This is a genomic window from Pseudoalteromonas sp. MMG033 (assembly GCF_057197785.1).
In genome coordinates this window covers 826,118-841,202 of record NZ_JBXVAL010000002.1, presented here as the reverse complement: position 1 = coordinate 841,202, position 15,085 = coordinate 826,118, and the positions used below count along the sequence as shown (strand labels likewise).

12 protein-coding genes are annotated in these 15,085 nt (G+C 40.0%); 7 read left to right on the top strand and 5 right to left on the bottom strand.

Annotated features, from left to right (window positions below; all coding sequences use genetic code 11):
- Positions 1–128: 128 nt before the first annotated feature.
- A complete protein-coding gene (locus tag AC2CZC_RS24765; protein WP_484585032.1) occupies positions 129–2,228 on the bottom strand; it encodes a carboxypeptidase-like regulatory domain-containing protein in 2,100 nt (699 codons plus the stop codon).
- Positions 2,229–2,791: 563 nt separating this feature from the next.
- On the opposite strand from AC2CZC_RS24765, the gene AC2CZC_RS24760 reads away from it, so the two are divergent.
- Complete coding sequence (locus AC2CZC_RS24760; RefSeq protein ID WP_484585031.1) at positions 2,792–4,183, top strand: aldehyde dehydrogenase family protein; 1,392 nt, start codon at positions 2,792–2,794, stop codon at positions 4,181–4,183.
- 10 nt (positions 4,184–4,193) lie between these two features.
- Here AC2CZC_RS24760 and AC2CZC_RS24755 read toward each other — a convergent pair whose 3' ends face one another.
- Positions 4,194–4,919, bottom strand: coding sequence for a tetratricopeptide repeat protein (locus tag AC2CZC_RS24755; RefSeq protein ID WP_484585030.1), 726 nt, complete (start codon positions 4,917–4,919; stop codon positions 4,194–4,196).
- A gap of 314 nt (positions 4,920–5,233) precedes the next feature.
- On the opposite strand from AC2CZC_RS24755, the gene AC2CZC_RS24750 reads away from it, so the two are divergent.
- Entirely contained in the window at positions 5,234–6,043 is an 810-nt protein-coding gene (locus tag AC2CZC_RS24750; protein WP_484585029.1) for a DUF6279 family lipoprotein, read from the top strand.
- Between the two features lie 67 nt (positions 6,044–6,110).
- On the opposite strand, the gene AC2CZC_RS24745 is transcribed toward AC2CZC_RS24750, so the two are convergent.
- Together AC2CZC_RS24745 and AC2CZC_RS24740 are read right to left on the bottom strand one after the other, a co-directional pair.
- The gene (locus tag AC2CZC_RS24745) at positions 6,111–6,743 is read right to left on the bottom strand and encodes a flavin reductase family protein (protein WP_484585028.1); all 633 of its coding nucleotides are present in this window, start codon (positions 6,741–6,743) and stop codon (positions 6,111–6,113) included.
- 4 nt (positions 6,744–6,747) lie between these two features.
- Positions 6,748–7,467 carry an SDR family NAD(P)-dependent oxidoreductase gene (locus AC2CZC_RS24740; RefSeq protein WP_484585027.1) on the bottom strand — a complete coding sequence of 240 codons (720 nt, stop codon included), beginning with the start codon at positions 7,465–7,467 and terminating at the stop codon, positions 6,748–6,750.
- Positions 7,468–7,668: 201 nt separating this feature from the next.
- Between AC2CZC_RS24740 and ppc the strand changes: the two genes are divergently transcribed.
- The 3 genes from ppc (at position 7,669) to cdd (ending at position 11,758) form a co-directional block, all read left to right on the top strand.
- A complete protein-coding gene (ppc, locus tag AC2CZC_RS24735) occupies positions 7,669–10,302 on the top strand; it encodes a phosphoenolpyruvate carboxylase (RefSeq protein WP_484585026.1) in 2,634 nt (877 codons plus the stop codon).
- A 189-nt stretch (positions 10,303–10,491) separates the two neighbouring features.
- A complete protein-coding gene (locus AC2CZC_RS24730) occupies positions 10,492–10,860 on the top strand; it encodes a hypothetical protein (protein ID WP_063363645.1) in 369 nt (122 codons plus the stop codon).
- Positions 10,861–10,903: 43 nt separating this feature from the next.
- Positions 10,904–11,758 (top strand): cytidine deaminase, encoded by an 855-nt coding sequence (cdd, locus tag AC2CZC_RS24725; protein WP_484585025.1) that lies wholly within the window; start codon positions 10,904–10,906, stop codon positions 11,756–11,758.
- Between the two features lie 18 nt (positions 11,759–11,776).
- On the opposite strand, the gene udp is transcribed toward cdd, so the two are convergent.
- Positions 11,777–12,541, bottom strand: a complete 765-nt coding sequence (gene udp, locus AC2CZC_RS24720; RefSeq protein WP_484585024.1) for a uridine phosphorylase — start codon at positions 12,539–12,541, stop codon at positions 11,777–11,779.
- A gap of 258 nt (positions 12,542–12,799) precedes the next feature.
- Here udp and AC2CZC_RS24715 point away from each other — a divergent pair, with 258 nt between their 5' ends.
- Positions 12,800–13,579 carry a DUF2189 domain-containing protein gene (locus AC2CZC_RS24715; protein ID WP_063363648.1) on the top strand — a complete coding sequence of 260 codons (780 nt, stop codon included), beginning with the start codon at positions 12,800–12,802 and terminating at the stop codon, positions 13,577–13,579.
- A 284-nt stretch (positions 13,580–13,863) separates the two neighbouring features.
- A complete protein-coding gene (locus AC2CZC_RS24710; RefSeq protein ID WP_237136560.1) occupies positions 13,864–14,976 on the top strand; it encodes an arginase family protein in 1,113 nt (370 codons plus the stop codon).
- The last annotated feature ends 109 nt before the right edge of the window (positions 14,977–15,085 follow it).

The window sequence follows — 15,085 nt, the reverse complement described above, 5'->3', positions numbered from 1 at the left end:
TTTTATGCGACTTTATTTTTCTAAATTAAGTGACTGAATGTTTATTATATAAGAGCGTATTAATAATAGACGGGATTGGTAATCACTATATACAAAAAGAGCTTGGTAATTACCAAGCTCTTTTTATTTTATTTAACTGGTAATTCCAGAGTTCCTGTGTTTATTTGCTCACTCTGCTTAAGTTGATAGCTGTAACGAATCGTGATGCTATTCTTTGAATCATTGGTATTATCACCGAGGTTGAGTGACGGGATAACGTGTATATAAGAGTAGTAACCATCTGGTATTGATGCACCTCTCCTAAAGTGAATGCCCCCACCAAATTGCTCATTTTCTGCTAATTTAGCAAAAAAGTGTTTTTGTGTGTAATGGTTCTCGTCCTCTATTACATGCTGTATTTCAGGATCAGATACGATGTTCTCTTGGCCGCCGCTTGAGTATTTGATCACTTCATAACTTAAGTTTTGTACAAGGTGCAAGTGCTTGGGCATGATGAGGTGAGCGTTTCTATCATAATACCAATGATCTGTAGGTGTACCTGCAGAGTTCTTACCGACGATGAGCTCGCCGTTGGTTGTGTGATTTATGTTATCAATTAAAAGTTCATTGATGTCAAACTCAACGTTTTCTGGTGTAAGCTCGTATGCTCTCGCAATATCAACTTTTTCAATTTCATTGGTTATTAAGTTTGTAGCTTGAGAAATAATGAGTCTGTATTCGTGGTTTGGGTTTACTTCGCCTTTTGGCGTAAATGAAAAACGAGTGTTGTCCAAGTCTACTTTTAAATCATAATCAATTGGCGTTGCGACCTCAACAATCTTTGATATGCCATCTTTAGATTCGATTGCATGATCAACTGAAACGAGTTGAATGTCATCACGGCTAATTTGCACTGGTAAATTAAGATATAGTTGAATATCGTTATCGATAGTTGTCTTAGGGCTTACCTCAGTTATAATACTTATTGTTGTATCTTCAATCTTTGTTGATTCTAAACCCGAAACTATATGTAAGGTATTGTTTGATAGTTCTAAATCTCGATTGTAATGGTAATCACTCGTAGGGCTTTTCGCTTCAACATTATATGAAGATTTGCCCGTATTAGGTGTTATCCTGATATAGCCTGAATTAAACACTGTTTCATCATCTCTAAAGCTTGGGATCTGTATTGTCAAGTTGCTTGAAAACTTTGCTTTTAATTCATATTGTTGTGTTTGTTCATTATAGGTTGCGTATCTGTCTCCGCTATGAAAACCAAAAGTTGACATGCGTTTCACTTGCATGTGTTCTCCATTTTCATCTAGCATGGTAATTGCAACATCAAACTCATGCATTGCCTCCTGCGCTTCTAAGTATACACGATCCGTTTGTTCCAATTCGAAGGGCATGGCTAATAACCTACGATTCGCTGGGTCATCTTCAATATTGGCATTTGAATAATAGATTAAGTCTTCATCTTCGCCAGCGTCATAAAAAACGATTGCGCCAAAATCTTGAGGTAGCGTAACTTCATACACGCCCTTCTCTGCATTATATTGAGCTGGAGAAATGATCTTATCGGTGAAAAACTTTATGAAATTACCATTGTCTTCAGACTCGACCATATTCAGGTAGTCTAGAGCCCATACTCTTAATCCTTCAATTGGGTTTTCATTATCAGCATCTAAGATATGGAGTTCTTTTGTGAATCCAGCTGAGACTTTAAGTTCTAATAGGTCTGTTGTTTCAACGGCGTTGGCTACATAACCTTTGGTTCGTGTAATGAAATAACGATCTAGAAAAGCATTGCTTTCACTGTATACTTTAACAGCAATATCACGCCCAGCAGGCAATTTTGAGACGGTAAATCTACCATCTTCAGCTACATTAACTGCTTCTGTCCATTCGTTATTGACAAAGACACTGACCTTGGCGTCTGTCACGCTCACCCCTTCAGAAGCAGATACAACAGTACCGGTGACTGCTGCTGGCGCTTTTGCATTTTCTTGCTGTTGAGTTAACAAGTCGATTTGAGATTGAAGTAAGTCATTTTGGTTATTTAAAGATTCATTCTGACTATTCAGTGATTCATTAAGACTATTCAGTGATTCATTAAGACTATTCAAAGTCGCGTTCTGGTTGTTTAATTGATCTGAAATTTCCTTATTACCATCATCTTCCACTTTTAAACACCCTGTTAGGGCAAAAAAAGTTGCTAAACTTAAAGCGACTTTTGAATGTTTGAACATTATATATTTCCTATATTTGAGTTAATTTTTGTTGTCAGAGTTGATTTTATCATAGTGGAATACAAAAAAATTAATTTGGATAATTAAGCTTTACAAATGTTTTTTGTAAATAGGTAAGTTAAATGTTAATTAACTTGGTCCTGTGGGTTTGTTTAAATTATATAATAACGAAAGAGGCTGAGCCCTTTTATCTAGAGGTCTTAATAGCTATATCATTTCTAATAAATACTAAGCACTTTGCTTAGAGAGCTTCGAATCCTTCAGTTCTGTCAGTATAAATTCATGTGGTTTTTTATATTTTCCATGCTTTAGGCTTGGAAGTTGATTGGAATATGCTCATTTTTTAGGTTTGCCATTAGTATGTATTTGTTTTTGAAATTACTGCTGAGGGCTCACAAGAACAACAAACTAATAAATATTTGTATTGTAAGTTTTTTAGTATGTGGCTAACCTTCACTCTGTACATCTTTTGTATGTAATTGTGCTTGATGTAATCTCGTTTTAGAACAGATCACCTTCGATAAATTACTTACTATTAATTATTTAGATACAGAGGCGCCTTGGTGATTAGTAATAAACATAATTCAATGGCAAGCGAGCTTCAAAAATTGAAGTCGACTTTTCAAGATGACTCATTTCCTTCAATATTCAGCCGAAAAGACAAACTTAAAATGCTTGAATTAGCGATTGTTAAAAATAAAGCGCGTTTTGTTAAGGCTGCGAGTGATGATTTTAGTATTCGCTCAGAATACGATACAGCTATAGCTGATATTTTACCCACCGTTAAGCATATTAATTATATATCTCGTAACATAGCTGACTGGGCTAAGCCTCAGTCTAAATCTGCAGGTTTCGAGTTTTATCCATCTAAGGTTTGGACTGAATACGTACCTAAAGGCGTTGTTGGTATAATTGCACCATGGAATTACCCGGTTCAGCTAGCATTAGTGCCGCTCGCCACTGCAATTGCTGCTGGCAATAAAGTCATGATTAAGCTGAGTGAATATACTCCTGCTATTAACGCTGTCTTAAAGGATGCCTTAGCTGTTTTAGAAGGAGATTGCGTAGTGGTTGAAGGCGGTTCAGATGTTGCTATTGAGTTTAGCTATCAAGCATTTGATCATTTGTTTTTTACCGGCTCTACAGAGGTTGGCAAAAAAGTATATACAGCTGCGGCACAAAATTTAGTACCGGTTACGTTAGAGCTTGGCGGAAAATCCCCCTTAATCGTTTTAGAAGATGCAAACATCGAAAAAGTGGTGTTAGATATTGTATTTGCGAAAAATATGAATGCAGGGCAGGTGTGTGTGGCGCCTGACTATGCGCTTGTGCATGAGGGGATCTATGATGAATTTGTTGAAAAATTGAAGCTGCAATTCTTGAGCTCTAATACAGGGACATCAAAAACAGGCATATTGAATGAAGCACATGCTCAAAGGCTTAAAAACTTGATGGCTGATGCTCAAGAAAGGGGAGCAAAGGTTTATCACTCAGTAGAGTTAAGTTCGTTAACCCCCAAGGATTTTGGCACGCATATGGTTGTTGAGCCACCACTTGATGCGCGCATCATGAAAGAAGAAGTATTTGGACCGGTGCTGAACATCATTAAAGTACAAAGTATTGCACACGCAAAAATGATTGTTCAAGAATTAGGGACACCACTTGCCTGCTATCTGTATACAAACTGTCACGTTGCTCAGATCGATATTAGGCAGAATCTACAAAGCGGGGCTTTATGTATTAATGATATGCTTTTTCACGTTGCAGTACCCGATTTACCGTTTGGTGGTGTAGGAAGCTCGGGATTTGGTAACTACCATGGTAAAGAGGGGTTTGTTACATTTAGTCACTGTAAGGCTATATTCCAGTCAAGCGACAATATATGGCGAAGCAAACTATTTAGCAAATATAGTCATATCATTCAACGTATACTGATACGACTATATTTAAGGTAGCTTGTTTTAATTACTCGGCAAAACCACTGCCAGCAATGTATGTATTAGCTTGGATTTTATGGTAAATCTCATTAGCAATTCGTTGTCCACGCTCTAGCTGCGAGCGAGATAAGCTTTGCTCATCCAATTGTCGGCTTTCGGCTGCTTGTTTATAACCGTTGAATTCGGCAAGCAAGTTCCATATGTATGAACGCTCTATATTTTTTTGCACTCCGAGACCTTGGTAATAAAGCAAGGCGAGATTGTACATTGCAAGGGTATAGTTATTGGCAGCCGCCCGCTCGTACCAAAAACGTGCTTGTACATAGTCTTGGACAACGCCATCACCATTTGCATGCATGACACCAAGATTAAACTGCGCAGCTGGTAGGCTTTTCTTTGCGGCTTGAGTAAACAAGCTAACCGCCTTTTGCTTATCCAACTTAACACCTCGGCCTTCTTGATACATCACAGCCAGTGCGAACATGGCATCGGCACTGCCAAGCTTAACAGCGCGTTGCAAAAGTTCTGCGGCTTTTCTTGGGTTTCTCGGTACGCCATGTCCACCATCATACATCTTAGCCAGCTCATACATACCTGGTGCAAAGCCCATATCGACTAAATATTGGAATTCTTGAATAGCAACATCAAACTGACCCGCATTTGCAGCAGCGATACCTTCTTCTAACCCTGCAAGCGTTGGCGTTGAGCTGAGCAGAAACCCTGAGAATAAAAGTGTTTGAGTTATTTTTCGCATCTAATTTCTCCTTGTAGAGCAGGGGAAGTGTATTGAGTTTTAAGCACTGTATATATCAATGCAGTTTAGACTATAAGTTTATGAAGGGGAATAAAAAAAGCCCTTTCGGGCTTTTTAATTTTCATATCTACCGTCACCGATATGAGCAATGTAGCAAGTAAATGAGTTTGTGAATATACTGGGTCGAATAGTTATCCACTTAATGAAACAAGCTTTGTGCGTATAATCAAGCCTTCGCTTCATTGAGAATGATTATCAATTACTTGTTTTTGTTTGTCAACTGCAAATGATAATTAATTGTATTTGAGGGTGTGATGTTTAGAGTATCGATTGTTATTTTAGCTGTGCTGATGCTGACAGGGTGTTTTTATCAAACTGTATATAAAAATTCAGATAAGCTGGTGCTGAATAGGCTTGAGGAGTATGTTGATTTAAATAAAGCTCAAAGAAAGTGGGTGCTTAACGAAGTGAAAAAAGTGCAAAGTTGGCACCAAATACGCTATCTACCAACCTATTTGCAGTGGCATTCGCAATTGCAAACGGATTGGCAAAGCGCAGAGCGAGCTGAACTTTATTCGCTAAGCAAAAAAGTGAGTAGGCATTGGTTCGCGCTTTTACAAGATTTAGAGCCGATAATGGTAGAGTTTTTGCTGTCTTTAGATGCGGCACAGCGAGTTCAGTTTATCGAAAATATCAAGGAAAAAATGGCTGAGCAGACAAGCACAAATGAAAGAGAAGAGAGAACACAGGAGCGGTTTGAAAAGTCACTAGGTCGACTAAGTGATGAGCAGCTAAAAATGATTAAGAAGCACAGTGAGTCCATGTCGTATTACCGACAAATCAGAAACTTAAATAATCAAAAAAGGCTTTCAGGAATCGAAACTATTTTGTTGAAAAACAAACCTTCAGACACTGAATTAAAGCGCCTTGGTGTGCTCATAGTGAATCATCCAAACAGCAGGGCAGATTATCAAGTCAAGCAAAGAGAAAAGCGTGTGTTGTCTCAAATCGATTTTTTAATCACTTTACGAGATACACTTACTGCTAATCAGAAACAAGAATTCGAAGAACAATTAACAGAGATAGGCGATATCCTCAGGGTAATTCAATCTACTGAGCTTTAAGGTTGATAGCAAGAACTGCAGGCATTGTTTAATAGTGACTGCAGTTTTATCTAATTGCTAGTACAGCTTATGTTTTGCAAGTCGTCGGCATGTCAGGCTTTGCGTATTCTAATCTGTCAATCTTACTTGCCGTGTGGTAGCAGTCCAAGCCAGAGACTGCAACTGTGTCTAATTGTTCTAAGTTAACAAAGCCGTCTTCTTTCACTGCATTGTCATCCACTTCAACATGCACAATCTCACCAATAACAAGTACTGTTTTGTTTAGTTCGATAGTTTGATGTTGCCTAAGCTTTAAGCCTATCTTTACTTGGCTTTGCGTTACAAATGGCGCCTCAAAATCTGCATGGTAATAAGGTGTCAATCCGGTTTCGTCAAATTCAGACTGCCCCTCATCATAGCGTGCAGACGTTTGGTGGGCTTCTTTCCAAATCAAAGAGTTTACGTGATTAATCGTATAAGTTTCTGTTTCTAAAATGTTTTCTAATGTGTCACGCCTTACACTGTGGGGCCTGAATATAACACCCATAAGTGGTGGATTTGCACCTAAGTGAAAGACTGAGCTCACAATTGACAGGTTTTCTCTGCCGTTTAAATCCTTGGTTCCAATTAGATTGGCGCTTTTGTACCCAGACAGACTGTTGATGAAGTGCGCGCGGTATCTTTCAGATAAATTGAGTATGTCTTGGTTGTTTAAAATCATGAACTTACCATTGTATGTTGTGACCTTGCCAATCGATATAGTCGATGGCTCCGTTGAATTCTCGATTGAGTTGAAATGTATGTAGCTGCTGGGCAACAAATTCCGGACTAAATAACTTTCCTTCAGGAACATTATTTTGAAAAGGTTTAGATAATTCAGAATCAGTTGTACCAGGATGAAATAGCATGAGCTTTGCGTTACATTTTCTCCTTTGCAATTCAATACTGGCTGTTTTGAATAACATATTCAGTGCCGCTTTTGATGCTCTGTAGCTATACCACCCACCTAATTGGTTGTCAGAAATACTCCCTATTCGAGCGCTTAATGCTGTGAACACGCAAGGCGTTTGGGTTGATAGAAGGTGCGGCATAAATGCTTGCAGCCACATAAAAGGCGTCATTGTATTCACGTGTAAGAGCGTACTGAAATAATCAATGTCAAACGCTTCAATGCGCTTTTCGGGCATGTTTGTTTGCGTATGTAATACCCCATTGCATGCAGTGATGGACGACAACATCGGATAGACTCTTGAAATCAGGCTGGCTACATCTCTGATACTTTTAGGCGAATAATCAGTTTGGTATTTTTTCAACAGTGGATGTGAGATGTTGAGTGTTTCTCGGCTCACTGCAACGACTTGGTTGTTTAGACGTAAATTCAAATTGACTAACGCTTTACCAATTGCACCACTTGCTCCGATGATGACAACAGTTTTTTGAGACATAAAACGGATTCTACACAGATAGATATTTATCATTACAAATACGAAATGTGCCTAAATTTAGATCACTGGCTTGCAGGTGCCAAGGAAACTTATCCTTGCTTACCATGGATATGATTGAAAAAAGTGTAACCAAATGGTCTTTTCAATTAAGTCGTTTTAACAGTATATTGGTTTGAATAAAATGTATTCAAAGGAAAGTGTATGGATCAGCAATATACAAATCTTCGCCGTAATGTGAGTCTGTTAGGTGAGTGTTTAGGGGCAACCATCGAACACGCTCAAGGTTCAGAGTTACTCGAAAAAGTTGAACAAATAAGACATCTTGCCAAAGCCTCCAGAAGTGGTGACCACCAAGCTAGAGACTTGCTAATCGATACGCTCAAAGCGCTCAGCAATGAAGAATTACTACCTGTTTGCAGAGCTTTTAATCATTTTCTTAATTTGGCAAATGTTGCAGAGCAATATCACACCACGTCTAAGGCAGCATCACCGGATGGTGCATTTGAAGCCATTGAAGGCACGATTAAAGAACTGGCAGAAATAATTGCAAAAGGTGATTGTACTCAAGAACATGCGCTTCAAGCGCTTTCATCTTTGCAAATAGAGCTGGTACTCACAGCACACCCGACAGAAGTCACTCGTAGAACCATCATCAGCAAACATGTTGAGTTAAGTGATTGTTTAAAAGAGCTAGAGAATATCGAGTGCTCAGGCGTTGAGCGCGACACTGTACTTTCTCGAATAGCGCAGCTGATCTGCCAAGCTTGGCATACTAATGAAATTAGAGATAAACGACCTACCCCTTTAGAGGAAGCCAAATGGGGGTTTGCGGTAGTTGAAAATAGCTTGTGGCATGCAATACCAAGGTTTGTGAACGAATTGAGAAAAATGGCGAAAGTGCACTTAGGTGTCGTGTTACCACAGAGTTTTTCGCCTGTAAAGCTTGCTTCTTGGATGGGGGGAGACAGGGACGGCAACCCAAATGTGACCGCAAAGGTGACTCAAAGTGTGCTTGATCATGGTCGTTGGATGGCACTGGACCTGTATTACCGAGATCTGGATAAGCTCAGTGCTGAGCTCTCAATGAGTGGCGCAAATGATACCCTGTTATCCCATACTGGCAATACCAGTGAACCATATCGAGACTTACTTAAAAATGTTAAAGCAGACGTTCGAGAAACAATAGATTTTCTAGAGAGCAAGATCAAAGGTGTCCCGACATCTTGCAGAGATAGGGTTAAACACACAGAGCAGTTACAAGACCCTCTATTGATCTGTTTTAATTCTTTAAATGATATGGGGATGGAAGTTGTTGCCAATGGTTTACTACTTGATGTGCTTAGACGATTAAATTGCTTTGGCGTTAACTTATGTCAACTCGATATTCGTCAGGACTCAGCCCGTCATACCGAGGTGCTTTCAGAGTTAACGAGGTACTTGGGAGTTGGTGATTATGCGCAGTGGTCAGAAGAAGACAAGCAAGCGTTCTTATTGTCTGAATTGAGCTCTAGGCGGCCCATTATTCCAAAGCATTGGCGCCCGAATGATTCTGTTAAAGAGGTACTCGATACATTTGATGTGATCGCTCAGCAAGACCGAGCAGCCTTGGGGATTTATATCATTTCTATGGCGCAATATGCATCAGATGTATTGGCTGTTCAATTGCTATTAAAAGAGAGTGGTGTCAGGTTTAACTTACCAGTAGCTCCGTTATTTGAAACGCTCGATGACTTGAATCGTGCAGATAAAGTCATGACAGAGTTATTTAGCTCAAGTTGGTACAAGGGGCATTTATCTCATCAACAGTATGTGATGATTGGTTACTCTGACTCGGCCAAAGATGCAGGTATGATGGCTGCTGGTTGGGCACAATACCGTGCTATGGAGTCTCTTATTGAGCTTGGAGAAAAGCATGGTATTAAAATGAAGTTATTCCATGGCCGTGGCGGAACAATCGGTCGTGGTGGCGCGCCTGCGCGTCAAGCGTTGCGCTCCCAGCCCCCAGGCTCACTTAAACATGGTTTACGTGTTACAGAGCAAGGAGAAATGATCCGTTTTAAATTTGGCCTCACGCCCGTTGCTATTCAAAGCTTGTCTTTGTACGCCAGTGCTATTATAGACAATAACTTGTTTCCGCCACCAAAGCCCAAGTCACAATGGCGTGAAGCTATGGATGTGCTGAGTGAAGCATCATGTGAGAGGTATAGAAAATACGTGAGAAACACCCCCGATTTTGTCTCGTATTTTAGAAGTGCAACACCAGAAATTGAGCTTGCAAAATTACCCTTAGGCTCACGTCCCGCTAAACGAAACCCTAAAGGCGGAATAGAAAGTTTGAGGGCAATCCCATGGATTTTTGCATGGAGTCAAAATCGCTTAATGTTACCCGCTTGGTTGGGAGCCAATGAGGGGATTAAGGCTGTGCTTGATTTGGGTGGGGAAGCGCTAATTGAAGAAATGAGCGAGTTGTGGCCATTTTTTAGAACCCGGTTAGAAATGCTTGAAATGGTTTTTTGCAAAGCAGATCTTTGGCTTACCGAATATTATGATGAAAGGCTCGTACCGGAAGCACTTCAACCAATAGGTGAGCAGCTTAGAGCTGAGTTAAAAGAGACAACAGATGAGGTTTTACGCCTTGCACCAAAAGGAAGCTTGCTATCGGCACAGCCATGGATAAAGGAATCAATTTCATTACGAAACCCTTATACTGATCCACTCAATTTATTACAGGTTGAACTACTCAAGCGAACCCGTAATACAGATAATCAAAGCTTAGATAGTGCACTGATGATCACCATGATGGGGATCGCGGCTGGTTTACGCAATACAGGTTAATACTTATGTGCTAATTGCAGCGTAGTAACACATTTATATAACCTATAGAAATAAAAAACCAATCCCAAAGGGTTGGTTTTTTGTTTTTTACTCATTTTTAAATCTTATTTTATTGACAGCAGCGCCCATTAAATTAAAATCCTCAGCCTATTTATAAATTTATTAATTAGTTCCTTTGCAGAGTTCTCTATGTCAGCACTATCAACCAGTATTACCTTTGATCAAACAACCTCTCTAATTCTGATGACGGTGCGTGGTAAAGCCGGAGCAGAAGATGTAGTGAATGCCTATAAAGCAGCAAAAGTCTACTCGGAGCAGCATGGTAGTAAAAAAGTACTTGTGGATGTCTCTGAGCTGGAACATAAGTTTGCGGCAATTGACATCGTTAATGTGATGCCAAAAGTGGCTCACTATTTAACAAATATGCAAATTGCTCGGGTAGTCGGTTTTGAAGGTTATATGCACGATTTATTTTTACAAAAAGTTAAAAGGTTCGGTATCCATGCAGAAAACTTTGAATGTTTTAAATCTGCAAAGGAATGGTTGAGTAACGCATAAAACCTGCGTAAACTGACATGCCATATTCTATAATAATTAAATTATGGTAATAATAGACAGCAAAACAGAAGAATATATTTACGATATTGCAAAGCAATCAAACGGTGTTATTGCATCAGATGTGGTATCGGAACTGACCAAAAAGCTCAATTGCGATCGTGAGCAATTACAGCAAGCTTTGCTTGTTGTTGCAGCAAAATTTTCTCAAGCGCCTATTTCCTCATTTTTTGTTGGTGCAGTCGCCTTCGACAAAATCACTGGGAACCTCTATTTAGGTGCAAACCTTGAATTTAAACATCAAGCATTGTCCTTAGTAGTGCACGCAGAGCAAGCGGCGATTAATAATGCATGGGTTAACGGTGCAAATGAGATCACGTCAATAGCGATTAATGCGGCGCCATGTGGGTTTTGCCGTCAATTTATGAATGAGTTAAGCTCAGCTGGTAACTTAAGCATACTACTACCAACTGGAAAATATATTTTAAGTGAACTGCTTCCCTGTGACTTTGGACCAGGTGATTTGGGCAACGCATCTTCTTTGATGGCAAGCGATGTATCAGATATTGATATTGATTTACCTATTTCTGAAGCACTCAAGCAACACCTTCGTTATGCATATGTGCCCTATACACAAAATCTGTCTGCTGCTGAGCTTGTGTTAAAAGATGGCCGAGCATTTTATGGTCGATATGCAGAAAATGCAGCGTATAGCCCAAGCCTATCGCCAATGAATAGCGTTTTAAGCCAATTAGCTTTAGCAGGCGAAGCTTTAAATGAAGCGGATGTAGAACGTATTACACTGGTTGAAAAAGCGGGAAATGAAAATCAAAAATCCGTGGCGCAAGCTGTATTAACGAGCTTAAAGGGTAACTTACCGCTGATACACCACGTATTTTAGTACAAAGTAGGCGCCAGCCTACTTTGCTTGTGTAAGCAGTATCTCTGCAGCTTTGATAACCACTGACACAGCGCGTTTTTCAACTAACTGGTGGTCAACATCAGGAATTTCTTGTCTCGTACGGTTAACTAATACGCCAGCAACACAAGCTGCTTTAAGCCCAAGCGCCGCACACATAGTAAATAGCGTTGCCGATTCCATCTCATAATTCATAACGTTAAGCTTTTGCCACTCTTCACATGAGCCTTGGAATGCTTTAGAAACATAACCAGAGAAGGTGTCATAGCGCTCTTGTCCAGGGTAGAAAGTGTCGCTAGATGCTGTAATGCCCGTGTGGTATGGCACGCCTTCAAACTCACATGCTTGTACCATTGCTTGCGTGCTATGGAAATCAGATACAGCCGGGTAAGCTAACGGCGCAAAGTGTTGGCTTGCACCGTCTAATCTTACAGATGCAGTACTGACAAGAATGTCGCCTTCATCAATTTGCGGCTGAATTGCACCTGTTGTTCCAATACGTAGGAAAGTTTTGATACCAAGCTGAGCAAGTTCTTCAACAGCAATTGAAGTAGATGGTCCGCCTATTCCCGTTGAGCAGACAACCACAGGTTGTTCTTTGATTGTCGCAAGGTAAATGTGAAATTCACGAGTTTGTGCAAGGCAAATAGCATTATCTAATTGCTGTGCAATACGCTTTGAGCGTTCAGGATCGCCAGGCACGATAGCAAGTGTTGCCCCTTGAAGATCTGCTTTGGTCAACCCTAAGTGAAATACCTTTTCCATAAAAAACCTTTCTGTGTTCTAAAACGTAATGGTTAAAGTTAGCGAGATTTAAGTACAGGACACATGTCCTCTGTATCGGCGCAAGTTAGTTAACTGGTTACTTTAAAATCGAGCTTGGTTGCAATATAGGTAAACTTGTTACTAACAAACTCATAATATCGATTTGATCAATAAAAACATAAGTGAACTATTGCCATGCTTGCATGTTGGGCTTCGCTAATCTAAACCTTAATATAGCAATGTAGAGAGGACAATTTTATGCCAACATCTCACTCAGTAGATAAAAATCCGGAGTTTGCTCGGTGTTTAGAGAGTAACCAAATAGCAGCACTCGCCCCATTTCACTGGTTATCATTAGCCTGTAAGGATATTGTTAGAGCGCCAATTCTTAGCTTAGTTTACGGTTTGGTTTTTAGTATCATTCCTGCATTTATAATGTGGCTTGTTTTTCAGTCTGGTACGCATTTAGTGATTTTACCTGCCTCCGTCGCATTTGCCTTAATTGGTCCGGCATTTGCCGCTGGGTTGTATGATGTTGCTTGGGAGTTAGAAAAAGGCCACAAGCCAACATTAATGCACAGTTTAAAGTCTATGTTCAGAAACCCAGCAGGTGAGTGGGGTTTTGCAATTCTATTAATGGTGATCATGATAGTCTGGATGCGTTTGGCTGCACTAATACATGCACTATACCCGAATGTGCCAAACCCAAATTTTGAACAGTTGTCTGCCTTTTTGGCATTAGGCTCTATTGTCGGTGGCATTCTTATGATGGCTGTGTTTGCCATTTCGGCATTTACACCTCAAATTATGATGGAACGCCGTGTTGACATAATGACTGCGGTAGTGTCCTCCATTCATGCTGTTGGGACTAATGTACCAGCGATGATTGTGTGGGGCTTAACCATAGTCACGCTTGTTGTCATCGGGTTCTTAACTGGCGCAGCAGGCTTTATCATCATCATGCCGTTGTTATCTTACGCAAGTTGGCATGGCTATATCGCAATTATAAAAACGAAAAAACCCAGAGGATACGAATAACTAGACATCATCTGTGAATATTCAACCGCTTAGAGTAAAACGCAATTTCCTCTTAGCGGTTGACTTATATTTCCACCATGTTATATCAGCGTTATTCTAATTGTAATTTTCTCTTAGCTCATTATTTTTAATAATAACTCCCTTGAATTTAAAGCGTTTTTTCAATTTCGATTTGAAAAACCTAAAGGGGAGTACGATTGGAAATGGGTTAAATTCAATAGCGGAATACGTTTTTGAAGTAGAGTTAATTTAGCATGATTATGCAAATTATTGAGGAGCACGCTATGAGCAACAGCAAATCACAATACCTTGAAAAACTAGAAAATTGTTTGTGTCCACCAGGTGATGGTGTTTTCACTGTAAATACAGCTAAGGAGCGTAAGGACGCACTTAGACAAAAGTTATATGGCCAAACAGAAGGTGTTGAAGCGCTTTGGAAAGACTCGCTACAAGCAATTGATGCGAGTGAGCATAAAGCCGCGATTTTAGGTATTAGCTCTGACTGTGGTGGTGGTATTTTACGTGGTGCAAACTGGGGTCCACTGTTTTTAAGAAGTACTTTAATAGAGCAACAGCCGCAAACATCAGCATTTGATTTAGGTGATGTTCGTGTTATTCCTCACTTACTTCATGACAAGTATTTAAATGAAGGTACGATCTCAAACTGTCAAAAAGCGCTTTATCAAGACGAAAACAGTGAGTACTTTGTGGCACCGCTTTCAATCACTGAAGACGTCTGTGACGGTTTTTATAAGCATTATCCAGATAAAGGTGTATTTGGTATTGGCGGTGACCACTCTATCAGTTACCCACTTACAAAAGCCTACTTAAAAGCAAAAAGAGAGCAGGGCAAGCGTACGGCTATCATTCATTTTGATGCGCACACTGACTTGTTAGTAGAAAGATTAGGCATCGATCTGTGCTTTGGCTCTTGGTGTACTCACATTCTTGAATTTTTACCGGCTCCACATCATCTTATCCAGTTTGGCATTCGTTCAAGCGGAAAAGCGAAAGAGCACTGGGAAGGTACTTTTGGCGTTAAGCAGCATTGGGCACATGAAATTCGCGAAAAAGGCGCAGACGCAATTGTTGCTGGTGTTATTGAGCAGCTTAAAGCTGATAATGTTGATGAGCTGTACGTTAGCTTTGACATCGATGCCCTTGATGAAGAGTTTGCTGCGGCGACAGGTACACCTGAAACAGGCGGTTTAACACCTGAGGAAGCGCTTACGATTTTGAAAGCACTTGCTAAAGAGTTCCCAATTACAGGTGCTGATATGATGGAAATTGCACCGTTTACAGATAGTTCTTTAGCTGGGCAATCTAGCTCAGAAACGACTTTACGAGAAGGGGCTAAGATCTCTGCATTTTTGATTGATGCAATGAACAAAGCATAAGCTCAGATATGATGAGAGGGGTATTTGCTCCTTTCATCACCTTTAACTCCCCTGTGAATACCCAATTCAAATATCTTTTCCTACACATTTCACAGAGTATCGATTCTTA

What these genes read in the sequence shown, in the direction of transcription:
- AC2CZC_RS24750 (WP_484585029.1), top strand. Translation starts at nt 5,234, where the DNA reads ATGTTTAGAGTATCGATTGTTATTTTAGCTGTGCTGATGCTGACAGGG.
- AC2CZC_RS24740 (WP_484585027.1), bottom strand. Translation starts at nt 7,467, where the DNA reads ATGTCTCAAAAAACTGTTGTCATCATCGGAGCAAGTGGTGCAATTGGT.
- AC2CZC_RS24765 (WP_484585032.1), bottom strand. Translation starts at nt 2,228, where the DNA reads ATGTTCAAACATTCAAAAGTCGCTTTAAGTTTAGCAACTTTTTTTGCC.
- AC2CZC_RS24745 (WP_484585028.1), bottom strand. Translation starts at nt 6,743, where the DNA reads ATGATTTTAAACAACCAAGACATACTCAATTTATCTGAAAGATACCGC.
- AC2CZC_RS24715 (WP_063363648.1), top strand. Translation starts at nt 12,800, where the DNA reads ATGCCAACATCTCACTCAGTAGATAAAAATCCGGAGTTTGCTCGGTGT.
- AC2CZC_RS24755 (WP_484585030.1), bottom strand. Translation starts at nt 4,919, where the DNA reads ATGCGAAAAATAACTCAAACACTTTTATTCTCAGGGTTTCTGCTCAGC.
- ppc (WP_484585026.1), top strand. Translation starts at nt 7,669, where the DNA reads ATGGATCAGCAATATACAAATCTTCGCCGTAATGTGAGTCTGTTAGGT.
- AC2CZC_RS24710 (WP_237136560.1), top strand. Translation starts at nt 13,864, where the DNA reads ATGAGCAACAGCAAATCACAATACCTTGAAAAACTAGAAAATTGTTTG.
- cdd (WP_484585025.1), top strand. Translation starts at nt 10,904, where the DNA reads ATGGTAATAATAGACAGCAAAACAGAAGAATATATTTACGATATTGCA.
- udp (WP_484585024.1), bottom strand. Translation starts at nt 12,541, where the DNA reads ATGGAAAAGGTATTTCACTTAGGGTTGACCAAAGCAGATCTTCAAGGG.
- AC2CZC_RS24730 (WP_063363645.1), top strand. Translation starts at nt 10,492, where the DNA reads ATGTCAGCACTATCAACCAGTATTACCTTTGATCAAACAACCTCTCTA.